Annotated in this window: 20 protein-coding genes and 1 pseudogene; 10 read left to right on the top strand and 11 right to left on the bottom strand. The window is 71.1% G+C overall.

Translation table 11 applies throughout. The features are described 5' to 3' along the window. Window positions 1-161: 161 nt before the first annotated feature. Window positions 162-1,289, bottom strand: coding sequence for an ABC transporter permease (locus AC1DZA_RS08215; RefSeq protein ID WP_476772379.1), 1,128 nt, complete (start codon window positions 1,287-1,289; stop codon window positions 162-164). Next, on the bottom strand, window positions 1,286-2,170 hold the full coding sequence (locus tag AC1DZA_RS08210; RefSeq protein WP_476772378.1) for an ABC transporter ATP-binding protein: 885 nt from the start codon (window positions 2,168-2,170) through the stop codon (window positions 1,286-1,288). The genes AC1DZA_RS08215 and AC1DZA_RS08210 overlap by 4 nt, the downstream gene beginning before the upstream one ends. Window positions 2,171-2,350: 180 nt before the next feature. Between AC1DZA_RS08210 and AC1DZA_RS08205 the strand changes: the two genes are divergently transcribed. Next, on the top strand, window positions 2,351-3,775 hold the full coding sequence (locus AC1DZA_RS08205; protein ID WP_476772569.1) for an MFS transporter: 1,425 nt from the start codon (window positions 2,351-2,353) through the stop codon (window positions 3,773-3,775). Here the strand turns inward: AC1DZA_RS08205 and AC1DZA_RS08200 are convergent. Genes AC1DZA_RS08200 through AC1DZA_RS08190 form a run of 3 tightly spaced genes read right to left on the bottom strand, consistent with a single transcriptional unit; the run spans window position 3,760 to window position 5,166 of the window. Next, a complete protein-coding gene (locus AC1DZA_RS08200; RefSeq protein WP_476772377.1) occupies window positions 3,760-4,320 on the bottom strand; it encodes a dihydrofolate reductase family protein in 561 nt (186 codons plus the stop codon). The two genes, AC1DZA_RS08205 and AC1DZA_RS08200, sit on opposite strands and share 16 nt — an antisense overlap. Beyond that, window positions 4,320-4,832 carry an SRPBCC family protein gene (locus AC1DZA_RS08195; RefSeq protein ID WP_476772376.1) on the bottom strand — a complete coding sequence of 171 codons (513 nt, stop codon included), beginning with the start codon at window positions 4,830-4,832 and terminating at the stop codon, window positions 4,320-4,322. Before AC1DZA_RS08195 ends, AC1DZA_RS08200 begins: the two co-directional genes overlap by 1 nt. Then, complete coding sequence (locus AC1DZA_RS08190) at window positions 4,825-5,166, bottom strand: ArsR/SmtB family transcription factor (RefSeq protein ID WP_476762003.1); 342 nt, start codon at window positions 5,164-5,166, stop codon at window positions 4,825-4,827. The genes AC1DZA_RS08195 and AC1DZA_RS08190 overlap by 8 nt, the downstream gene beginning before the upstream one ends. A 212-nt stretch (window positions 5,167-5,378) precedes the next feature. Between AC1DZA_RS08190 and AC1DZA_RS08185 the strand changes: the two genes are divergently transcribed. Then, entirely contained in the window at window positions 5,379-5,744 is a 366-nt protein-coding gene (locus AC1DZA_RS08185; protein ID WP_476772375.1) for a cupin domain-containing protein, read from the top strand. A 109-nt stretch (window positions 5,745-5,853) separates the two neighbouring features. Here the strand turns inward: AC1DZA_RS08185 and AC1DZA_RS08180 are convergent, their stop codons facing one another. Both AC1DZA_RS08180 and AC1DZA_RS08175 read right to left on the bottom strand, forming a co-directional pair. Further along, a complete protein-coding gene (locus AC1DZA_RS08180; RefSeq protein WP_476772374.1) occupies window positions 5,854-6,591 on the bottom strand; it encodes a response regulator in 738 nt (245 codons plus the stop codon). Beyond that, a complete protein-coding gene (locus AC1DZA_RS08175; protein WP_476772373.1) occupies window positions 6,588-7,985 on the bottom strand; it encodes a sensor histidine kinase in 1,398 nt (465 codons plus the stop codon). Before AC1DZA_RS08175 ends, AC1DZA_RS08180 begins: the two co-directional genes overlap by 4 nt. Before the next feature lie 201 nt (window positions 7,986-8,186). On the opposite strand from AC1DZA_RS08175, the gene AC1DZA_RS08170 reads away from it, so the two are divergent. Further along, complete coding sequence (locus tag AC1DZA_RS08170; protein ID WP_476772372.1) at window positions 8,187-11,357, top strand: NPCBM/NEW2 domain-containing protein; 3,171 nt, start codon at window positions 8,187-8,189, stop codon at window positions 11,355-11,357. 108 nt (window positions 11,358-11,465) lie between these two features. Further along, the gene (locus tag AC1DZA_RS08165) at window positions 11,466-12,278 is read left to right on the top strand and encodes a DeoR/GlpR family DNA-binding transcription regulator (RefSeq protein WP_476772371.1); all 813 of its coding nucleotides are present in this window, start codon (window positions 11,466-11,468) and stop codon (window positions 12,276-12,278) included. A gap of 13 nt (window positions 12,279-12,291) precedes the next feature. Here the strand turns inward: AC1DZA_RS08165 and AC1DZA_RS08160 are convergent, their stop codons facing one another. Beyond that, window positions 12,292-13,557 (bottom strand): RNA polymerase sigma factor, encoded by a 1,266-nt coding sequence (locus AC1DZA_RS08160; RefSeq protein ID WP_476772370.1) that lies wholly within the window; start codon window positions 13,555-13,557, stop codon window positions 12,292-12,294. Continuing rightward, complete coding sequence (locus AC1DZA_RS08155; protein WP_476772369.1) at window positions 13,557-13,889, bottom strand: YciI family protein; 333 nt, start codon at window positions 13,887-13,889, stop codon at window positions 13,557-13,559. Before AC1DZA_RS08155 ends, AC1DZA_RS08160 begins: the two co-directional genes overlap by 1 nt. Before the next feature lie 144 nt (window positions 13,890-14,033). On the opposite strand from AC1DZA_RS08155, the gene AC1DZA_RS08150 reads away from it, so the two are divergent. From AC1DZA_RS08150 to AC1DZA_RS08135, 4 genes are read left to right on the top strand one after another with little or no spacing between them, the layout of a single operon-like run. Then, a complete protein-coding gene (locus AC1DZA_RS08150) occupies window positions 14,034-14,609 on the top strand; it encodes an EXPERA domain-containing protein (protein ID WP_476772368.1) in 576 nt (191 codons plus the stop codon). 42 nt (window positions 14,610-14,651) lie between these two features. Next, on the top strand, window positions 14,652-15,017 hold the full coding sequence (locus tag AC1DZA_RS08145; protein ID WP_476772367.1) for a UBP-type zinc finger domain-containing protein: 366 nt from the start codon (window positions 14,652-14,654) through the stop codon (window positions 15,015-15,017). A gap of 5 nt (window positions 15,018-15,022) precedes the next feature. Beyond that, a complete protein-coding gene (locus AC1DZA_RS08140; protein ID WP_476772366.1) occupies window positions 15,023-16,411 on the top strand; it encodes an FAD-binding oxidoreductase in 1,389 nt (462 codons plus the stop codon). Window positions 16,412-16,461: 50 nt separating this feature from the next. Then, the gene (locus tag AC1DZA_RS08135) at window positions 16,462-18,171 is read left to right on the top strand and encodes a SulP family inorganic anion transporter (RefSeq protein ID WP_476772365.1); all 1,710 of its coding nucleotides are present in this window, start codon (window positions 16,462-16,464) and stop codon (window positions 18,169-18,171) included. 4 nt (window positions 18,172-18,175) lie between these two features. Here AC1DZA_RS08135 and AC1DZA_RS08130 read toward each other — a convergent pair whose 3' ends face one another. Continuing rightward, window positions 18,176-18,985, bottom strand: coding sequence for an alpha/beta fold hydrolase (locus AC1DZA_RS08130; protein WP_476772364.1), 810 nt, complete (start codon window positions 18,983-18,985; stop codon window positions 18,176-18,178). A gap of 84 nt (window positions 18,986-19,069) precedes the next feature. Beyond that, window positions 19,070-19,456 carry a phage holin family protein gene (locus AC1DZA_RS08125; RefSeq protein WP_476772363.1) on the bottom strand — a complete coding sequence of 129 codons (387 nt, stop codon included), beginning with the start codon at window positions 19,454-19,456 and terminating at the stop codon, window positions 19,070-19,072. Window positions 19,457-19,591: 135 nt separating this feature from the next. Between AC1DZA_RS08125 and AC1DZA_RS08120 the strand changes: the two genes are divergently transcribed. After that, complete coding sequence (locus AC1DZA_RS08120; RefSeq protein ID WP_476772362.1) at window positions 19,592-20,914, top strand: MFS transporter; 1,323 nt, start codon at window positions 19,592-19,594, stop codon at window positions 20,912-20,914. Window positions 20,915-21,056: 142 nt separating this feature from the next. Then, window positions 21,057-21,351: pseudogene (locus tag AC1DZA_RS08115) on the top strand (hypothetical protein); the annotation flags it as partial.

Below are 21,351 nucleotides of genomic sequence, written 5' to 3'. Positions count from 1 at the left end.
CGGCAGGCGCTGACACGAGTGGGCGAAGTTGGCGGCGGGCGGCGCGAGAGCCAGCCAAGATCGCCCACTCGCGGCATCCGCTCGCGCCGAGAGGTCGCAATCTGCGGGTTGTGGCAGCAGCGCACCCGCAGATCGCGACCTCTCGAGGAACGGAGAGGCGCCTACCCCTGCAGCGCCTCGGCGAGCTTCACCCGCGGGCCGGTGCGAAGCAGCGAGTTGCGGTAGATGCGCTCGCCGACCCACACCGCGAGCGCCGCGGTCGCGAGGAGGATCGCCAGCGACACGAAGGGCTCCCACCACTGCGCGTCGCCGAGGAACACCCGCATCGGCATGCCCACGGGCGCCGAGAACGGCACGTAGCTCATGATCGTGAGCACGACCGGGTCGTCGTTGAAGAAGATGACGAGGAAGTACGGGATCATCACGAGCATCGTCACGGGAGTCGTGACCGAGCCGATGTCCTCCGCGCGCGACACCATCGCGGCGGTCGCGGCGAACAGGGCGGCGAGCATCACGAAGCCGACGGCGAAGAACACGACGAACCAGACCACCGACCCGCCGAGGCCGCCGAGCAGCACCCGCTGCCCCGTCACGATGAGCCCGAGGATCGCGAGCACCGCGATCGCCACGATCTGCGCCATCGCCATGACGCTGTTGCCGATGACCTTGCCGGTGAGCAGCGCCCGCGCCGACACCGTCGACAGCAGGATCTCGACGATCCGCGTCTGCTTCTCCTCCACGACCGACTGCGCGATCGTCGAGCCGAACGTGATCGCCGACATGAAGAACACGAGGCCGAAGCCGAAGGCCACCAGGTAGGCCAGCGTCGGGTCGGTGGCGGCCGGTTCGAGTAGCTCGACGGTCGGTTCCACCGACAGTGCCGAGACCACCGAGTCGGGCGGCGAGTCCAGCCCGTACACGGTGATGCCGAGCGGTTCGGATGCCGCGGGCGCGACGATCGCGTCGACGTCGCCGGCTCGCAGCATCCGCTCGGCGTCGTCCTGGTCGGATGCCGCGACCGGCTCGAGTGCCGGGTTGCCGTCCACGACCGCGGATGCGCCCGCCACGACGGCCACCTTGGTGGTCGACTCCTGCGCGCCGAAGATGCTGCCGAGGATGACCGACGCGAGCACGGCGAGCATGAGCACGCCCGTCGACCAGAGGAACGCCTTGCTGCGCAGCCGCATGGTGATCTCGCGGCCGGCGATCAGCCCGACGCCGTCGACGAAGCGGGGCGTGTGGCGCTCGGGCGCACTCGTCGTGTGGGTGGGGTTCGCTTGGGTGCTCATCGCACGACCTCCCGGAAGATCTGGGCGAGCGTGGTGTGCTCGCGGCTGAAGGAGACGACCTCGCCGCGGGCGACGGCCTCGCTGAGCACCGCCTGCCGTGCGGCATCCGACTCGGCCTCGAAGACGGCCCAGCCACCGTCGAACGCGTCCACGCGGATGCCGGGCGCCTGCCGCAGCCAGCCCGCGTCGCCCGACATCAGCAGCTCCCACCGCTCGGTGCCGTGCTCGGCGCGCAGCTCGTCGCCGGTGCCGGCGGCGCGGATGCGTCCGTCGGCGATGATCACGAGGTCGTCGCAGAGGCGCTCGACGATGTCGAGCTGGTGCGACGAGAACAGCACGGGCGCACCGGATGCCGCGGCATCCGACAGCACCGACTGCACCGTCTCGACGGCCATCGGGTCGAGGCCCGAGAACGGCTCGTCGAGCACGAGCACCTCGGGACGGTGCACGAGTGCCGCGGCGATCTGCGCGCGCTGCTGATTGCCGAGCGACAGGCTCTCGATGGTGTCGTTCGTACGCTCGCCGAGGCCGAGGCGATCGAGCAGCTCGAGCGAGTTACGGCGCGCGGCGGCCGGGGTCCACCCGTGCAGGCGGGCAAGGTAGACCGTCTGCTCGAGCACCCGCATCTTCGGGTAGAGCCCGCGCTCCTCGGGCATGTACCCGAAGCGGCGGCGGTCGGCCTCGGTGACCTGGCGCCCGTCGAGGGTCACGGTGCCGCGGTCGGCCGCGAGCACGCCGAGGATGATGCGCATGGTCGTGGTCTTGCCGGCGCCGTTGCCGCCGACGAATCCGGTGAGGCGGCCGTCGCCCACGGTGAACGAGACCGCGTCGAGGGCGAGGCGCTCGCCGTAGCGTTTGGTGACGTCGTGGAGTTCGAGCATGGGGCCACCGTACGGATGCCGCGTGGCCGGCGGCATCCGCCGTGCGACGGGTTTCGACGACTCCGTCGTGCGGCGGAGGGGTTCCGGATGTCGGAGGGGCTCGTTATCCTCGCAACCGTGTCCGAGGAACACACGCAGAGCAGCACGGTGGCCGGCCACGTCTCGCCGCCGCCCGGCGGCATGCGCACGTTCGTGCAGGTGCTCGTCAACACCGCGATCGCGAACATCACGACGAGCTTCCTCTGGTTCGCGCTGACGTTCTGGGTGTACCTCGAGACGAAGTCGGTGCTCGCTACGGGCATCATCGGCGGCGCCTACATGCTGCTCATCGCGTTCTTCGCGATGCTCTTCGGCTCGATCGTCGACCGCCACCGCAAGATCCGGGTGATGGTCTTCTCGAGCCTGCTCACCCTCGGGGCGTTCGTGATCGCGGGGGTGCTCTACCTGCTGCAGCCCGAGTCCGCACTCCTCGACCTCGGCGGGCCGTGGTTCTGGGCGTTCGCGGGCATCATCCTCTTCGGCTCGGTGGTCGAGCACATGCGCAACATCGCGCTGTCGACGACGGTCACGCTGCTCGTGCCCGAGGAGCGCCACGCCAACGCGAACGGCCTGGTCGGCACCGTGCAGGGCCTCGCCTTCATCGTCACGAGCGTGTTCAGCGGCCTCGCGATCGGGCTCCTCGGCATGGGGTGGACCCTGGTGATCGCGATCGCGCTCACCCTCGTGGCCCTCGTGCACCTGCTCTTCCTGCGCGTGCCCGAGCAGCAGCCGGTGCCGGCCGAGGGCGAGCGGGCATCGACGATCGACTTCAAGGGCAGCGTCGCGGCGGTGCGCCGGGCGCCCGGGCTGTTCGCGCTCATCCTCTTCTCGACGCTGAACAACCTCATCGGCGGCGTCTACATGGCGTTGATGGACCCGTACGGCCTCACGATCTTCTCGGTCGAGGTGTGGGGCATCGTGCTCGGGGTCACCGCCACCGGCTTCATCATCGGCGGGCTCGTGGTCGCGAAGTTCGGCCTCGGCAAGAACCCGATCCGGACGATGCTGCTGGTCGTGATCGGCATGGGCGTGCTCGGCTCGCTGTTCACGATCCGCGAGTCGTGGGTGCTCTACGGCCTCGGCATCTGGGCCTACATGTGCCTCATCCCGGTGGTGGAGGCGTCCGAGCAGACGGTGATCCAGAAGGTGGTGCCGTTCCAACGTCAGGGCCGGGTCTTCGGCCTCGCGGCCGCGATCGAGTCGGCGGCGGCTCCCGTCACGGCGTTCCTCATCGCGCCGATCGCGCAGTTCTGGATCATCCCCTACATGGAGTCGGGCAGCGGCCAGGAGACGTGGGGCTGGCTGCTCGGCGACGGTGACGCCCGCGGCATCGCGCTCGTCTTCCTGTTCTCGGGGCTCGTGATGGTGGTGCTCGCACTGCTCGCCTTCACGACGCGGTCGTATCGTCTCCTGTCGGTCGAGTACCAGCGGGCGCCGGCGTCGGAGCAGACCGAGGCTGCTTCCGACGCCGGCGAGGCTGCCCCCGACGCCGGCGAGGCGGACGCGTCCGACGCCGGCGAGGCGGCTGCGTCCGACGCCGGCGAAGCGGCTCAGCGCACGCGGTAGGAGAGGCCGAGGTGGCCGCTCGGGTGCGTGGCCACGTGGTCGAGCTCGAGCCGGCGCTCCCCGAGGCCGGCCGGGGTGATCGACCGTCCTTCGCCGATCAGCACCGGCACGACGCGCAGGCGCAGGTCGTCGACGAGGCCGGCGGCGAAGAGCGCGTCCGCGAGCATGAAGCTGCCCCAGACGACGATCCCGCTGTATTGCTCCTTGAGCCCGGCCGTCGCTTCGGCGGCGTCGCCTCGGAGGATCTCGATCGACCCCTCGCCCCACGGTGCGGACTCGAGCGTGTTCGACACGACGAACTTCGGCAGGCGGTTGATCGGCTCGGCGACCACCTCCACCTCCGGGTCGGCGACGGGCCAGTACTCGGCGAACATCCGGTAGGTGTTCGCGCCGAGCAGGATGGCGTCGATGCCGTCGAGGAATGCGAGCTGGTCGGCGTCGTTCGGGTTGCCGCCGCGGGCGGTCTGGATGAAGCCGAGGCCGCCGTCGGCGTCCGCCCCGTACCCATCGACGCTCACGATCTGCTCGACGGTGAGCCGGCCCATCAGTCGGCCCCGCCCGTCGGCACCCCGCCCGTCGCGTCGCCCTTGCGCGCGACGGCGAGGTGCTCGTCGAGCAGGTCGAACGCGGACTCCCATCCGTCGTAGACGTTCTCGTCGCCCGGTGCCGCGTCGATGCCCCGCACGTGGAACGTCATGAGCGTCTGCTCTCCGCGCTCGCCGTGTTCGGCGAGGTCGATCGTGATGAGCGGCGCGATGTCGTCGGGATCGTCGGGGTCGGCCCACGTGAACACGAGCCGCGAGGGCGGCGTGATCTCGCGGTAGGTGCCGCCCGTCGGATACTCGCTCCCGTCGGGCGCGACCATCGTGTAGGCGTAGCGTCCGCCCGGCCGCGGGTCGAGCTCGACCGACTCGCGCGGGGTGGTGAGCCCGCGCGGGTGCCACCACGTGGCGGCCTCGTCGGGGTCGGTCCACATGCGCCAGATGGTCTCGCGGGGGGCGTCGAAGACGCGGGTGATGGTGAACTGCTTCGTGCTGGTGGCGGTCTGCTCAGGCATCCGTCGGTCCTTTCAGCTCGCGGAGTCGCTCGTCGAGCAGGTCGAAGCGCTCGTTCCACGCGTCACGGTGCCGGTCGACCCAGGCGGATGCCTCGTCGAGGGGCTCGGTGCGGAGCGTGCAGCGGCGCCACTGCGCGTCGGCGGTGCGTTCGATGAGGCCGGCGCGCTCGAGCACCTTGAGATGCTGCGAGATCGCGGGGCCGCTCATCGCGAACGGCGCAGCCAGCTCCCCGACCGTCGTCGGCCCGCCGCGGAGGCGCGAGATGATCGCGCGCCGCGTCGGATCGGCGAGGGCCTGGAACACGAGGCTCAGCTCGTCCGTCGCACCGACCATGTAAGCAACTCCTTAATTAATGAAGTGCTTAACCATATGTCGCAGCGGATGCCGCGTCAACAGGTTCTTCGCGCGTCACGCGCTCACCCGCGCCGAAGTGTAGGAAGTTTCGCCCGACTCGCGGTTCGGCGACGCATGGACACGCGTGCTGAGCCCGGGGATTCCTCCATTTCGGCGGCGTGCCCGAGCCCGGATCGGGGAGGATCGGGGATATGACACATCAGGTACGCAACGTGCAGGCCGCCCTCGACTCGTTCTCCGAGCCGTGGCAGCCTCGGAGGCTCGTGAGCGTGAACGACTACGACGTGAAGGTGGTGAAGCTCCTCGGCGAGTTCACGTGGCACAGCCACCCCGAGACCGACGAGCTGTTCATGGTGATCTCGGGCGACCTCGTCATCCAGCTGCGCGACGGTGACGTCGCGCTCGGCCCGGGCGACGTCTACGTGGTGCCGCGCGGCGTCGAGCACTGCCCGCGCGCCGACGGCGAGGTGTCGGCGATCCTCATCGAGCCGCAGGGCACCGTCAACACGGGCGACACCCCGAGCGAGCGCACCGCCCAGCTGCGCGACCTCGACTGATCCGCTCGGACTGGATCACATCCCATCGAGAGGACGCGAACGCGCGGTATGACCCCGAGCAAGCCGGCGCTCGCGCCCACTCGTTCAGCACGCGTCAGGATGCGCAGCGTCAGGACGCCGGGCGCACGACCCCGTGCTCGTAGGCGAAGACGACGGCGTGCACGCGGTCGCGCAGGCCGAGCTTCATGAGCACCTTCGAGACGTGCGTCTTCACCGTCGCCTCGCCGACCCACATGCGCTGCGCGATCTCGGCGTTCGAGATGCCGAGGGCGAGCAGCTCGAGAACCTCCCGCTCGCGCTCGGTGAGCGTCGCGAGCGCGGGCGGTGCCGAGCGGGCCGTCTCCGTCGCGGGAGGGGTCGGCCGCACGGTCGGCGCGGTCGATGACAGCGCCGGCGAACGAGCCGCTTCGAGCCCTCGGCCGCCGGATGCCGCCACCGCCTCGATCACGCGCCGCGTGACATCCGGCGACAACAGCGCGTCGCCGCGCGCCACGACCTGCACCGCCTCGATGAGCTGCTCGGGGCTGGAGTTCTTGAGCAGGAACCCGCTGGCACCGGCCTCGAGCGCCGCGAACAGGTAGTCCTCGCGGTTGAACGTGGTGAGCACGAGCACGGCCGCAGCGGATGCCGCATCCGCCGTGATGCGCCGGGTGGCCTCGAGCCCGTCCATGCCGGGCATCTGCACGTCCATGCACACGACGTCGGGCGACAACCGGGCGACGGCCGCCACCGCCTCGGCCCCGTCTGCCGCCTCGCCGACGACCTCGATGCCGTCCTCCGAGTCGAGGATCGTGCGGAAGCCGCCGCGGACGAGGGCCTGGTCGTCGACGACGAGCACGCGGATCACGATCGCACCTCTTCGCGCCGCAGCGGGAACGAGGCTCGCACGAGGTAGCCGCCGCGGGCGCGCGGGCCGAGCTCGAGGGTGCCGCCGACCGCGGCGACGCGTTCGCGCATGCCGACCTGGCCGAGTCCCGCGCCGACTGCCGGGCTCCCGTCCCCGCCGTCGCCCGCGCGGTCGCGACCGCCGACGCCGCCAGTGCCAACACCGCCACGGACACCGGTGTTCGTCACCTCGACCTCGACCGCGGCATCCGACCACCGCACCCGCACCTCGGCCGTCGTCGCCGCGCCCGCGTGCTTCCGCACGTTCGTGAGCGCCTCCTGCACGATCCGGTACGCGCTGACGCCGATCACCGCCGACACCGGGCGCGCCTCGCCGACGATGGCGAGCTCGGTGGGCACGCCGGCGGCCACCGACTCGGCCACGAGCTCGTCGAGCCGGTCGATGCCGCGCGTGCTCGTGCTCGTCGCGGCGGGCTCGGCGGCAGGCGCCGATGCAGCCGGAGCCGATGCGGCCGGCGCGACGACCGGCCCGGTGTCGCTGCGCAGCGTGCCGAGCAGCCCGTGCAGCTCCTCGACGGCGTCGCGGGCGCTCGACTCGATGGCCGAGAGCGCCGCCGCCGCGGCATCCGGATCCTTCGCGAGCACGCGTCGTGCCGCGCCGGCCTGCACGCCGATGACCGAGACGTGGTGCGCGACGACGTCGTGCAGCTCGCGGGCGATGCGGAGGCGCTCGATGGCGACGGCCTGCGATCGGGTGCGCTCGCGCTCGGCGGCGAGCTCGGCGGTGCGCTGCTCGAGCTCGGCTCGCGACCGCGCCGAGCGGTACGCGGAGTCGCCGAAGTACCAGGCGCCGCCGAAGTAGAGCAGGTTGGTGAGCACGTTGATGAGCCCGTAGGCGAGGTACGGCGAGATCACGCCCTCGCGCGACATCTCGGGCAGCTGGTCGGGCGTGAGCGAGCCGACGATGAGGCCCCAGAACAGCCACACGAACATGCCCACGACGATGACGCCGCGCACCACGTTGGCGCGCAGCCGGCTGCGGCCCCACGCACCGACCGTGTAGATGGCGATGAACAGCGCGATGTTCGAGAAGAGCACCTCACCGACCTCGGTGACGGCACCGATGACGAAGGCGACGGATGCCACGAGCCCGACGATCTCGGGCCAGCGCCGCCGCGCGGCGAGCGGCAGGTTCATCGCGGCGACCCACAGCACCGAGCCCCACCACGGGGCATCCTCGCCCCATCCGGTGATGCGGTAGAGCACCACGCTCGCGGCGGTGCCGGCGGCCATCACGAGTGCGAGGATGAGGTCGTATCGGTACGCCGCCCGGAGCGGTCGCGGTCGTACCCACTCGACGCCGTCGAGCACGGGTGGCGCTGCTGGCACGGACATCCCTCCACGCTAGCGACCCGCAGTGGGCGCACGGATCCGTCGCGCGACGGAGTTCAGCCCGCGTCGAGGTGATCGTTACTGACCGGTTGAAGGCCACGAGCGATCGATACCGAACAGGTCGTTGACCGTTTCGATCACGGGTTCCTAGCCTGACGTCGAGACCCTCGGACGAGGGCCATCGCGAACGTCGAAGGAGACCTCGTGCCCCGTCACACCCATCGCCGTCGAGCCGCCACCACCGCGCTCGTCGTCACCGGAAGCCTGTTGGGAGGCGGGCTCGCAGCCGTCTCCGGAGCACTGCCCGCGAGCGCCGACGTTCCCGTCGGCGACGTGTTCATCTCGGATCTGCCCTGGCTCAACGAGTCGAACGGGTGGGGTCCGGTCGAGCGCGACACGTCCAACGGCGAGTCGGCGTCGGGCGACGGCAAGCCGATCACCATCGGCGGCGTCGTGTACGACAAGGGGGTCGGCATGCACGCCACCGGGGCGCTGTCGGTGGAGCTCGGTGCGAACTGCACGGCCTTCAGCGCGATGGTGGGGCTCGACGACGAGGTGACGTCGGGCATCGGCACCGTGCAGTTCCAGCTGTTCGGCGACGGCACGCTCCTCGCCGAGACTGGCGTGATCACCGGCAACGATGAGGCGGTCGCGCTGACCGCCGACGTGACGGATGTCGACGTGCTGCGCCTGGTGGCGAACGAATCGACCAACGGCAAGAACTTCGACCACGCCGACTGGGCGGACGCGAAGCTCAGCTGCGACGACGAGGTGCCGGAGGAGCCGGTGGTCGTCGAGCAATGGGCGATCGACGGCTCCGACGCCTCGACGCTCGACGGCGTCCTCACGCTCGACTCGGCAGGGCAGGTCGCCCTCGACGTGACCCACGACGGCGCGACCGTGGTGCGGGCCAGCCGGCTCGGACTCACCGGAAGCGACGGCGACTTCCGCGACGGTCTCGTCTTCGTCGGACGCGACGACCACGTCGTCGAGGACGACTACGAGATGTTCACCGGCAAGGAGGAGCAGCGCTCGTACTCGTTCCAGGAGTCGGTGTTCGAGTTCGAGAACGCCGACGGCGAACGGTTCGCGATCGCCGTGCGGCTCTCCGACGACGGCGCCGCCTATCGGTACCTGATCGCAGGCGACGGCGAGCATCGCGTCGACGACGAGTCGGGTGCCTGGGAGATGCGGGCCGACGGCTCAGCCTGGATGCAGCGCTCCTACACCCCCAACTACGAAGCCGAGTGGATGCAGACGACCGCCAGCGCGTCGAACGGGACCGGGAGCGTGGGCTACCCCGCGTTGTTCCAGCAGGGTGACGACTACGTCCTGCTCACCGAGTCCGATGTGCACGGCGACTACTCGGGCTCCCACCTCGCGCACACGCCGGGCACGCTGCGCTACGGCGTCGACCTCTTCGAGGGCGCACCGGTCACCTCGACCGGCGACCTCTCGACCCCATGGCGCGTCGCGATCGTCGGTGGCCTCGACACGGTGGTCGAATCGACCCTCGTCGACGACCTCGCGACGCCGAACGCGCTCGAGGGCGAGGACACCTCGTGGATCAAGCCCGGCGTGTCGAGCTGGAGCTGGCTGACCGACTGGAACAGCCCGAAGGACGAGGCGCGTCAGCGGGACTTCGTCGACCTCTCGGCCCGCAACGGCTGGGAGTACGTGCTGCTCGACGAGGGCTGGGACGCGAGCTGGGTGCCGCGCACCGTGCGGTACGCCGAGACGAAGGGCATCGACGTCATCATCTGGTTCCACAGCCGCGATCTGCGCACGCAGGAGCAGCGCGACGAGTGGCTGCCGCGCATCGCGTCGTGGGGCGTCAAGGGCATCAAGGTCGACTTCATGGACACCGACAGCCAGGCGATCCACCAGTGGTACGACCAGATCGCGGCCGACACTGCTGCGAACCACCTCATGATCAACTTCCACGGGGCGTCACTGCCTACCGGCTTGCAGCGCACCTGGCCGAACATCATGAGCTACGAGGCCGTCCGCGGCGCCGAGAACGGCATCAGCCCCGCCCGGAGCCTCATGGTGCCGTTCACCCGCAACGTCGTGGGCTCCATGGACTGGACGCCGGTCACGTTCTCCCGCGGCAACGGCAACTCCTCGAAGGCCCACGAGGTGGCGATGAGCATCGTCTACGAGTCGGGCTGGCAGCACCTCTCCGACAAGCCCGAGGCGTACGCGGCCGAGCCGAATGCTGAGCGGTTCCTGCAGAACCTCCCCACGACCTGGGACGAGACCCAGCTGGTCAGCGGGACACCGGCAGCCGACGTGGTGCTCGCCCGGCGAGCCGGCGACCGCTGGTACGTCGGCGGCATGCGCGCGGGATCGGGCGAGCCGCTGCAACTGCCGCTCGAGCAGTTCGGCGGCAAGCATCTCATCGTCGACCTGCTGACGGACGACGGTGCGAACGGATCCGCGACGGTGCTCACGACGACGCGCACGACGAAGGACCAGACCTTGTCGATCCCGACCGCGGACAACGGCGGATTCGCGGCAGTGGTCTGCCTCGCGAAGCCGCACCGCGACAGCTGCCTGGACCCGGCGGAGCCCTGGGCTGCGGTCGACCTGGCGGTCGAGCCGTCGTCGGCGGAGGTCGCACCGGGAACCGCGGTGGAACTGACGGCGTCGTTCTCCGTCGAGGCGGATGCCACGAAGGTCGCCGTGACCCCGGTCGTGCCCGAAGGGTGGACGGTCGAGGGCGGAGCCGTCACGGCGAAGAAGCTGGCAGCTGGAAAGGTGCTCAGGGGCTCGTGGACTGTCACGGTCCCCGAGGACGGCGTCAGCGGAACCGTCGAGATTCCCATCGAGGCGTCCTACCGCGTCGACCGCAACGAGGAACGCACCGCGGCCACGCAGTCCACGCTGTGGGTCACGCCCGAGCCGCTCGACGGGGTGAACTTCGTGTCCGACCTCGAATGGCTCGAGCAGTCCAACGGCTACGGTCCGGTCGAGCGCGACCAGTCGAACGGCCAGGCGGCTGCGGGCGACGGCCGGCCGATCGAGATCGACGACGTCGTCTTCGGCAAGGGCGTCGGCATGCACGCGACGGGCTCGGTCACGGCCTGGCTCGGCGCCACCTGCTCGACGTTCGACGCGATCGTCGGCATCGACGACGAGGTGCTCGAGACGCCCGGTGAGAGCGGCATCGGCTCGGTCCGGTTCCGCGTCTACGGCGACGACGTGCTGCTCGCCGAGACGACGGTGCTGACCAACGACGACCAGGCCTTCCCGCTGCACGTCGACGTCACCGGCGTGAAGCGGCTTCGGCTCGTCGCCGACGAGGCGACGAACGGCAAGAACTACGACCACGCCGACTGGGCCGACGCCAAGGTCACCTGCAACGCGGGGTGACCAGGGGGTGGGCACCGGATGCCGCGGCGCCGGTGCCCACCGGATCGATCCTGCCTAGGCTGGTCGACGGTCGTGCTGCTCGCGATCGCGCCTTGAGGGGGAGGTCAGATGTTCACCGAGGAACGGCGACAGGTCATCCTCTCCGCACTGTCGGTGCACGGGTCCTCCTCGGTCGCCGATCTCTCCCGGATGGTCCGTTCGTCGGAGATCACGATCCGCCGCGACCTGAAGGCGCTGGAGGAGGCCGGCCTCGTCGTGCGGCATCGAGGCGGGGCATCCGTCGGCCGCTCGAGCATGGACGAACCCAGCTATCGCGAGAAGGCGGTCGTCGCCGCCGACGAGAAGCTCGCGATGGCGGAGCTCGCGGCGGAGCTCATCGACGACGGCGACGTGATCATGCTGTGCGCCGGCACGACCACCCAGGCACTCGCACAGCGACTCACGCGGCGGCGTCTCATGGTGGCGACCACCTCGGTGCTCGTCGCGAATGCGCTGTTCGACGCACCCGACGTGGAGGTGCTGCTCATCGGCGGCATCCTCCGGGGGAGCATCCGCGGCGTCATCGGCGGTGAGGCCGAGAAGGCCGTGTCGCGGCTGCGGTTCCACAAGCTCTTCCTGTCGGGGAACGGCCTGACTGCGGCGAACGGCCTCAGCACCCCGAACATGCACGTCGCGAGCGTCGACCGGGCGGCCGTGGAGTCGGCCAAGCGGGTGATGGTTCTCGCCGACCACACGAAGATCGGCGTCGACTCGATGGTGCAGACGGTGCCGACCGACCGCATCGACACGCTCGTGACCGACGCCCGTGCCGACCGTCAGGAGCTCGAACGGCTCGCCGAGTCGGGCGTCGAACTCCGCGTGGCGGCACCGCCGGACGCGCTCGAGGAGGACGGCAGGAAGGCCGTCGACACGCGCCGCTGAGCGACCTGGCGGCTCAGCCCGCGTCGAGTGACCGGATGCGCCCGGCGAGGAAGTCGCGCTCCACCTCGTTGTCGGTGAGGATGAGCGCCTCGTCGTAGGCGATCCGCGCCTCCGCGGTGCGACCGAGCCGCCGCAGGCAGTCGGCTCGGGCCGCGGCGAGGTAGGGATACCTCGCGAGCCGCGGATCCGCGGCGAGTTCGTCGAGCTCGGCGAGGCCGGCCGCGGGCCCGTCGGCGAAGCCGAGCGCGATCGCCCGGTTCAGCTCGACCACGGGCGTCGGCCACGTGACGCGGAGCACGTCGTAGAGGGCGAGGATCGCATCCCAGTCGGTGTCGGCCCACGTGGGGCTCTCGTCGTGCACGGCGGCGATCGCGGCCATCACCGCGTACCGCCCGGGCGGTCGGCCGGGTCGCACCGCACTCAGCGCCTCCGCGACGAGCGAGGCTCCCTCGGCGATTGCTGCGCGATCCCAGGTGGCGCGGTCCTGGTCCTCGAGCAGCACGAGCTGGCCGGCGGGGTCGACGCGGGCGGCCCGCCGCGCGTCGGTGAGGAGCACGAGTGCGAGCAGCCCCGCGACATTCGGATCTGACGGCAGCAGGGCACGCAGCATGCGGGCGAGCTCGACACCGCGCTCCGCGAGGTCGACCCGCGTGAGCTGCGCACCCGACGGCGCGGAATGCCCTGTCGTGAAGACGAGGTGCACGACGTCGAGCACCTGCTCGAGCCTTGCGGGCAGCTCGTCGCCCTCGGGCACGCGGTACGGGATGTTGGCCACCTGGATCTTGCGCTTCGCCCGCGTGATGCGAGCGGCCATCGTCGCCTCCTGCACGAGGAACGCCCGTGCGATCTCGGGGGTCGAGAGGCCGCAGACGAGGCGGAGGGTCAGCGCGACCTGGGCCTCGGGCGCGAGCGCCGGGTGGCAGCACGTGAAGATGAGCCGCAGCCGCTCGTCGGGGATGCCGTCCATCGCCTCGACCTGCTCGTCGATCGGCTCGGGCTCGGGGTCGACCAGCTTGGGCAGCGCCCGTCGGGCGGTCGCCTCGCGGCGGTGCACGTCGAGGGCGCGGCGCCGGGCCGTCACGGTGAGCCACGCGGCCGGATTGGCCGGGATGCCGCGGGCGGGCCAGGTCACCAGCGCGCTGGCGTAGGCGTCCTGCACGGCCTCCTCCGCGGAGTCGATGTCGCCCGCGACGCGGATGGTGGCCGCCAGCACGAAGCCCCACTCGCGGTGCGCCTGCTCCAGCGCGAGTGCGACGTCGGCGCCGGCGGCCCCCCGCATCAGCTGACGACCCGCACGGGCCGCACCTCGACGCCGATGCCCGCGGGAACCTCCTTGGCGATGGCGAGCGCCTCGTCGAGGTCGGCCGCCTCGATGAGGAACGTGCCGCCGAGCGCCTCCTTCGACTCGGCGAACGGGCCGTCGGTCACGATCGACTCGCCCGACTCGTCGCGCCGGATGGACGTCGCCGTCGCCGGGTTCTCGAGGGCGACCCCGCCGCGGAGCGCCCCTGCGTGCTTCTCCATGAAGGCGCGGTAGTTGGCGCTCACGGAGTCGCCGGACGGCTGCGCGGCCGCCTCGTCCTGGAAGATCAGGATCAGGTACTGGGACATGTCGTCATCCTCTCGCTCCGGCGCGCGATTCGCGCCGTCACCATACCGACGCGGTCGACCGGCCGGAATCGACAGCGACGAGCAGGACCGGTGAACGAAGACCGTCTCGACGACGATGCAGCGGCGCCGCTACGCTCGTGCCCCATGACCGCCCCGACCAGCCCCGACGTCGAGGCGCCCCGCGCAGGCGCTCCCGTCGCCGCGGCATCCGCCGACCCCTGCCGCCCGCCCAACCTGCCGCTGCGCGAGCGCCCGTTCGACTGGTTCTTCCTCGTCGTGTTCTCGCTGTTCGCGGTGACGAGCATGATCAGCGACATGGTGCCGACGCTGGGCATCGACTTCTCGGAGCCGTCGCCGAACTTCCTCGTGAACGCGAACTGGTGGTACGCGCACGACACCGACCCGCTGTTCATGCAGCCGCCGGTGTGGATGCGCTTCGTCACGGGACTCTCGGCCTTCGTCTACCCGGTCTTCTACGTGCTGCTCGTCATCTCGATCGTGAAGGGCTGGAACTGGATCCAGCTGCCCAGCGTGATCTACGCCACGATGATCGCGTCGATCACGGGCATCATCGTCTTCGGCGTCGAGTTCTTCGGCGAGCCCGAGTGGATCACGCCCAACCCCGCGAAGTTCCTCGCCTTCAACCTGCCCTACGTGCTCATCCCGATCCTCCTGCTCGTGCGCATGCGGAAGCCGCTGCCGTTCGCCAGGAAGTTCTGACGGGCGCGCGCGGCGCGCGACGCCCGGGTTAGGCTCGCTCGCATGACCGACGAGACCCCGGCGATCGATCCCGATGTTCCGCCCTCCGGCGAGGGCTGCGCCGAGTGCGTCGCGGCGGGCGGCTGGTGGTTGCACCTGCGGCGCTGCGCGCAGTGCGGGCACGTCGGATGCTGCGACAGCTCGCCCGAGCAGCACGCCTCCCGGCACGCGCGCGAGGAGGGACATCCGATCGCCCAGTCGTTCGAGCCGGGCGAGGACTGGTTCTGGGACTACGCCGCCGCCCGTTCCGTCGATGGCCCGAAGCTCGCCGCGCCCGACAGCCGGCCGACGGCGCAGGGTGCTCCGGCGCCCCGCGACCGGGTTCCCGACGACTGGCGTTCGCTGCTGCATCCGCTGGCACCGAGCTAGCGCGCATGCAGGCCAGTGAGACGGTCGTCGCCGAGCTGCACCGGATGCTCCGCGCCGACCAGGTGCTGACGGATGCCGCGTCCCTCGACGCCTACGCGCACGACGACGCCGAGTGGGCGCCGTACGAGCGGCCCCTCGCCGTGGTGCTCGCCGAGCACGAGGACGACGTGTCGGCCGTGGTGAGCCTCGCCGCGGCATTCGGTGTGCACATCGTGCCGCGTGGTGCGGGCACGGGCCTCTCGGGCGGCGCGAACGCCATGGCGCAGAGCATCGTGCTCTCGCTCGAGCGGATGACGCGCATCGTCGAGGTGAATGTCGCCGAGCGCTACGTGGTCGCCGAGGCGGGCGTGATCAACGACACGCTGCGCGAGGCGGTGGCGGCGCACGGGCTCTGGTACCCGCCCGACCCCGCCAGCTACCGCATCTCGACGATCGGCGGCAACGTCGCGACGAACGCCGGCGGCATCTGCTGCGTGAAGTACGGGGTGACCCGCGACTACGTGCTGGGCCTGCGAGTCGTGCTCGCCGACGGCGACGTGGTCGACCTCGGCCGGCGCACCGCGAAGGGGGTCACGGGCTACGACCTCACCGCGCTGATGGTCGGCTCCGAGGGCACCCTCGGCATCGTCACGCAGGTCACGCTCCAGCTGCTGCCGCTCGGCGGCCGCGAGGAGCGAGCCGTCGTCGGCTCGTTCGGCTCCCTCCGCGAGGCGGGTGTCGCCGTGGCCGAGATCACCGCGGCGGGCATCGTCCCCGCGGCGCTCGAGCTCATCGACCGCACGTGCGTCGAGGCCGTCGACGCGTGGCAGTCGCTGGGCCTCCCGCACGGCGTCGACACCATGCTGCTCGCCAAGGTCGACGAGGTCGGTGCGGCGGGCGAGGAGCTCGCGGCATCCGTGGCTCGCATCATGACGGATGCCGGTGCCGTCGGCGTCGAGCGGGCGACCGACGCCGAAGAGATCGACCGCCTGTTCCTCGCCCGCCGCCTCGCCTACCCGGCGCTCGAGCGGCTGGGGCCGGTGCTCACCGAGGACATCTGCGTGCCGCGCGGCGCGGTCCCCGAGATGCTGTCGCGGATCCAGGCGACCGCGGAGGCGCACGACGTGGTGATCGCGAACATCGCGCACGCGGGCGACGGCAACCTGCATCCGCTGATCATCGCGCCCGACGGCGACGAGGCCGCGAAGGCCAGGGCGAAGCTCGCCTTCGACCGCATCGTCGACGACTGCCGCGAGCTCGGCGGCACGGTGACCGGCGAGCACGGCGTGGGCCTGCTGAAGCTCCCGGGCGCCGCGGAGGAGCTCGGCCCGCGGGTGATCGCACTCCACGCGGCGATCAAGCAGGCGCTCGATCCCCTCGGCACGCTGAACCCCGGCAAGGCGTTCCCGGCGTAGCGGCGTCGCGCACCTGTCGCGGCGGGAGCGGCGGGGCTAGGGTCGGGTCCATGACGAACGCGCCGCCCCGCGTGCCCGCCTTCGCCGCGTGGTGGCGCCGCGTGCGCTCGGTGTTCCGCCGCGAGACGCTCGGCAAGGACGCGCTCGCCGGCACCATCCTCGGCATCGAGAGCGTGCCCGACGGGCTGGCCATCGGACTGCTCGCGGGCGTCAACCCGGTCGCCGGCATCTACGCGTTCCTGTTCGGCATGGCCGGCGCCGCCGTGCTCACGAGCAGCACGTTCATGGCCGTGCAGGCCACGGGGGCGATGGCCCTCATCGTCTCGGACACCGACCTCGGCGCGCTGCCCGACCCGGATCGCGGCCTCTTCACGCTCGCCATGCTCACGGGCGTCTTCATGATCATCGCCGGCGTGCTCAAGGGCGGGCGGATGCTGCGCTTCGTGCCGACCGCGGTGATGGTGGGCTTCGTGACCGCCGTCGGCGTCAACATCATCCTCGGGCAGCTGACGAACCTCACGGGGTACACCGGGCTCGGCGCGAACCGCGTGTTGCGGGCCTTCGACACCGTGACCCACTTCTGGCTGATCGACCTGCCCACGCTCACCGTCGGGCTCGTGACGATCGCCCTCATCGTGGTGCTGACGCGGACGCGGCTCCGCTCGCTCGGTCTCGTCGTGGCGATCGTCCTAGGGTCGGCGCTCGCCGCCCTGTTCACCTTCGTGTTCGGCTGGGACGTGCTGACGGTGGGCGACGTCGCCGATGTGCCCACCGGGCTTCCGGCCCCGGTCCTGCCCACCTTCGGCGACCTGGCCTACCTGACCCTGCCGGCCCTGTCGCTCGCGTTCGTGGGGCTGGTGCAGGGCGCGGCCGTCGCCGGAGCCGTTCCGAACGCCGACGGCAAGCCGGCGGACGCCTCACGCAACTTCGTCGCTCAGGGGCTCGGCAGCATCGTCGCCGGCGTGTTCCGGGGCATGCCCGTCGGCGGCTCGATGTCGGCATCGTCACTCGTGCGAGCGGCCGGCGCGCGCACCCGCCTGGCGCTCTTCATCGCGGCGATCGTGATGACGCTCGTCATCCTCGTCGCGTCGGGCGTCGTCGCGCTCGTCGCAATGCCAGCCCTCGCGGGCCTGCTGATGGTCGTCGGCGCCGGCGCGATCAAGCCGGCGCGCATCGTCTCGGTGATGAAGACCGGTGCGCTGCAGGCGGCCGTCATGGCGGTCACGTTCGTGCTGACCCTGCTCATCCCGCTGCAGTTCGCGGTACTCGTCGGCGTCGGCCTCGGCATCATCCTGTTCGTCGCGCAGCAGTCGAATCGCCTGCGCGTGCGCCAGCTCGAGTTCCACGACGACGGCCGGATGCGCGAGATCGACCCCGTCGCCACCGTTCCCCCGCACGATGTCGTGGTGCTGCAGCCCTACGGCAACCTGTTCTACGCGAGCGCGCCGGTGTTCGAGGCGCAACTGCCGGCGGTCGCCGACGACTCGCGGGGCTCGGCGGTCATCCTGCGCCTCCGTGGCATCGACGAGCTGGGCCTGTCGTCGGTGGCGGTGCTCGAGCGCTACCTCGACGATCTCGAGGCGCACGACTCGTCGCTATGGCTCGTGGTCACCGGCGATCGCGTGCGCGAGCTGCTCGCCGCGGGCGGCCTGCTCGAGCGGATCGGCGCCGATCGCGTGTACACGAGCTCGGAGTGGATCGGCGAGGCCGTGCACCACGCGCACCGCGACGCGCGGGAATGGGTCCGTCAGCGGCAGTGAGCGGTCAGCGCGCCAGATACCCGAGCAGCGCGTCGTTGAACTTCTGCGGCTGCTCGATGTTGGCGGCGTGGCCGTCGCGCTCGATGACGGTCGAGGTGGCCGCCGGGTTCAGGGCAGCGGATGCCGCGGCATGCTCGGCCGGCCAGAACTCGCTCTCGGCGCCCGCGATGAAGAACGCGGGGCGGTCGAGGCGGGCGATCACCTCGCGCCAGTCGCGGGTGGCGTGGTCGTGCAGCAGCTCGAGCTCGGCCGCGGTGAACGTGGGCCTGCCGCCCTTGGGGAGCTCCATCGCCTTCAGCACGCGGGCGATGCGCACCAGCCCCTTGGACTTCGCCGGATGGCGGCCGGGGTCGGGGATGCCGGTGGCGAAGAACGTGTCGGCGTTCTCCTGGTGGTAGTCGTAGAAGCCGTATGCCCAGTCGGCGGCGTTGAGCATCTTCGGCGTCTGGTCGACGATGACGATGTCCCGGATGCCGGTCGCGCCGAACTGTTGCACGAGCGCCCAGATCGCGTTGCCGCCCATCGACTGGCCGACGAGGGTGACGTCGTCGAGCTCGAGCGCCGTGAGCAGGTCGTGGATGTCGGCGCCGTGCCGGTCCATGGTGTGGTCGCCCGCCCCGATGCCCGACCGGCCGTGGCCGCGCCGGTCGAACGCGATCACGCGATGGCCCGCCCGGGCGAGGGGCTTGAGCTGATAGTGCCAGCTCGTCGCGGACGCCTTGAACCCGGCGATGAGCACCACGGGCCTCGCGGCCGGATCGCCAGTCTCGACGTAGTTGAGCGAGACTCCGTCGGAACTGGTGATGGTGGGCAACGGCGCCTCGATCCTCGTCGGCTCCCCGGAGCATCCGGAGATGGTCAAGTCTCGCCGCGACTGCCCCGTCGGGCAAGCCTACGCTCAGCGCTGGCGCGCTGCGGCCTGGTCGTGGAGCAGGAACTTCGCCGCGAGCCAGCCGAGCACCGCGGTCGTGAGCCAGACGACCACGGCGGCGAGGATCCATGCGCCGACCCCGTCGAAGCTGAGGCCGTCGGTGATCAGGGTGGCGATCCAGAGCGCGATGAACGTCGACAGCAGGCCGGCGATGCCCGCGACCGTCGGCGCCGACCGGTGGAAGATCTTCGCGACCAGCCACTCGATGAGCCACTGGACGAGCGCGAACACGATGATCGCCACGAGGAATCCGGCCAGGTGCACGTGGAATCCGGGGATGAGCAGCGACGCGAGGAAGAGCCCGAGGGTCGCGGTGCCGAGGAAGACCGCGGCACGAATGAGGAAGCGCACCATGTGCGGAGGCTATCGGCGGCATCCGGTCGGGTCAACGCGCCGCGCCACGGCGGCTCGCCGCGCGCGCGCCCTGCCTCTTGGCACGCGCCCGACACCGGAGCAAGATGATCGGGTGAAGCTTCAACGGAGCGACTCGTGACCACGGCGATCCGGCCGGCCCGCACGCCGACGCCGCGAAGCGTGCAGGCGGTCTACTACACGCTCACGCTCGGGAACACCCTTGCGGCGTCGTTCATCTGGGGCATCAACACGCTGTTCCTGCTCGACGCGGGGCTCACGAACCTCGAGGCCTTCGCCGCGAACGCGTTCTTCAGCGCCGGCATGTTCCTCTTCGAGATCCCGACGGGCGTCGTGGCCGACACGCTCGGACGTCGCGCCTCCTACCTGCTCGGCACCGTGACCCTCGCCGTGACCACCGTGCTCTACTGGCTGCTCTGGGTGTGGGAGTCGCCGTTCTGGGCGTGGGCGGTGGTCTCGATCCTGCTGGGGCTCGGGTTCACGTTCTTCTCTGGAGCGGTCGACGCCTGGCTCGTCGACGCGCTGCGCGCCACCGAGTACCACGGCAGCCTCGAGACCGTCTTCGGTCGCGCCATGATCGTCGGCGGTGCGGCCATGCTCGCGGGGTCCGTGCTCGGCGGCGTGATCGCGCAGCTGACGAACCTCGGCGTGCCGTTCCTCATCCGCGGGGCCGTGCTCGCCGTGATGTTCGTCGTGGCGGCGCTCACGATGCGCGACCTCGGCTTCACGCCCGAGCGCGGCGAGGGGCCGATCAAGGCGACCGGCACGGTGCTGCGCGCCTCGGTGAAGTACGGCCTGGGCAACCCGCCCGTGCGCTGGCTCATGCTCGCGACCCCGTTCACGGCGGGCGTCGGCATCTACGTGTTCTACGCCCTGCAGCCCTACCTGCTCGAACTGTGGGGCGACGAGGGCGCCTACTCCATCGCGGGCCTGGCGGCGGCGATCCTCTCGGGCGCGAGCATCGTCGGCGGCGTGCTGGCGCCGTTCGTACGGCGGCTGTTCCACAAGCGCACCTCCGCGATCCTCCTCGCCACCATCTCGAGCGCCGTCGTGCTCGTCGCGCTCTCGTTCACGAGCAACTTCTGGGTCGCCCTCGTGCTCCTGGCGGTATGGGGCATCGCCTCGTCGGTCGACGATCCGGTGCATCGCGCGTACCTCAACGACATGATCCCGTCGAAGCAGCGCGCGACCGTGCTGTCGTTCGACTCGCTGCTCGGCAGCGCCGGCGGCGCGGTGTTCCAGCCGATCCTCGGTCGCTCGGCCGACCTCTCCGGCTACGCGGGGTCGATGCTCTGGAGCGGCCTCATCACGGCGGTGGCCGCGCCGTTCGTGCTGCTCAGCCGGGCGCAGCATCCGACCGCCGACACGGTCGTCGAGGTGACATCGGCCCCGCCCGCGGGCGACGAGCCGGCGACGGATGCCGCGACGCCGACCCCCTGACACGCGGGCGAGTGGGCGGCGGGCGAGCGCGTGCCCGGGGCGGTCCCCCATTGTGCCCCTTTCGGGGGGCAACGATCGCGGCTAGCATGTCCGGACGCACGTGCCGCCGAACGGCGCGCCGGTCGACGACGGGGGAGGCGACATGCGCACCAAGATCCTGCTGCTCGGCGGCGGCGTGGCCGTCGCCCTCGTCGCGGCGATCTTCGTCGGCGCGGCCGCAGCCACCACGGGAGCGCCCGTCTTCTACGACGCGCGATACCCGGCCCCGGCGACCAGCGGCGCAGAGCGCTACGAGATCGCCGAGGGCGACGACGCGCCGTCCGGCGGGCCGGCAGGCTCCGTCGACGAAGCGGATGCCGGTGAGTCCCCGGTGACGAGCCCCGACGCCACCCCCCAGCCGCCGAGCCCACCGCCGACGCCCCCCGTCGGCGGTGGGC

The sequence above is a fragment of the Agromyces sp. P2_B3 genome (genome assembly GCF_056404815.1).
The sequence above is the reverse complement of the archived record's forward strand: the minus strand, read 5'-3'. Positions and strand labels throughout refer to the sequence as shown.

What these genes read in the sequence shown, in the direction of transcription:
- AC1DZA_RS08215 (WP_476772379.1), bottom strand. Translation starts at nt 1,289, where the DNA reads ATGAGCACCCAAGCGAACCCCACCCACACGACGAGTGCGCCCGAGCGC.
- AC1DZA_RS08210 (WP_476772378.1), bottom strand. Translation starts at nt 2,170, where the DNA reads ATGCTCGAACTCCACGACGTCACCAAACGCTACGGCGAGCGCCTCGCC.
- AC1DZA_RS08205 (WP_476772569.1), top strand. Translation starts at nt 2,351, where the DNA reads ATGCGCACGTTCGTGCAGGTGCTCGTCAACACCGCGATCGCGAACATC.
- AC1DZA_RS08200 (WP_476772377.1), bottom strand. Translation starts at nt 4,320, where the DNA reads ATGGGCCGGCTCACCGTCGAGCAGATCGTGAGCGTCGATGGGTACGGG.
- AC1DZA_RS08195 (WP_476772376.1), bottom strand. Translation starts at nt 4,832, where the DNA reads ATGCCTGAGCAGACCGCCACCAGCACGAAGCAGTTCACCATCACCCGC.
- AC1DZA_RS08190 (WP_476762003.1), bottom strand. Translation starts at nt 5,166, where the DNA reads ATGGTCGGTGCGACGGACGAGCTGAGCCTCGTGTTCCAGGCCCTCGCC.
- AC1DZA_RS08185 (WP_476772375.1), top strand. Translation starts at nt 5,379, where the DNA reads ATGACACATCAGGTACGCAACGTGCAGGCCGCCCTCGACTCGTTCTCC.
- AC1DZA_RS08175 (WP_476772373.1), bottom strand. Translation starts at nt 7,985, where the DNA reads ATGTCCGTGCCAGCAGCGCCACCCGTGCTCGACGGCGTCGAGTGGGTA.
- AC1DZA_RS08165 (WP_476772371.1), top strand. Translation starts at nt 11,466, where the DNA reads ATGTTCACCGAGGAACGGCGACAGGTCATCCTCTCCGCACTGTCGGTG.
- AC1DZA_RS08160 (WP_476772370.1), bottom strand. Translation starts at nt 13,557, where the DNA reads ATGCGGGGGGCCGCCGGCGCCGACGTCGCACTCGCGCTGGAGCAGGCG.
- AC1DZA_RS08155 (WP_476772369.1), bottom strand. Translation starts at nt 13,889, where the DNA reads ATGTCCCAGTACCTGATCCTGATCTTCCAGGACGAGGCGGCCGCGCAG.
- AC1DZA_RS08150 (WP_476772368.1), top strand. Translation starts at nt 14,034, where the DNA reads ATGACCGCCCCGACCAGCCCCGACGTCGAGGCGCCCCGCGCAGGCGCT.
- AC1DZA_RS08145 (WP_476772367.1), top strand. Translation starts at nt 14,652, where the DNA reads ATGACCGACGAGACCCCGGCGATCGATCCCGATGTTCCGCCCTCCGGC.
- AC1DZA_RS08140 (WP_476772366.1), top strand. Translation starts at nt 15,023, where the DNA reads ATGCAGGCCAGTGAGACGGTCGTCGCCGAGCTGCACCGGATGCTCCGC.
- AC1DZA_RS08135 (WP_476772365.1), top strand. Translation starts at nt 16,462, where the DNA reads ATGACGAACGCGCCGCCCCGCGTGCCCGCCTTCGCCGCGTGGTGGCGC.
- AC1DZA_RS08125 (WP_476772363.1), bottom strand. Translation starts at nt 19,456, where the DNA reads ATGGTGCGCTTCCTCATTCGTGCCGCGGTCTTCCTCGGCACCGCGACC.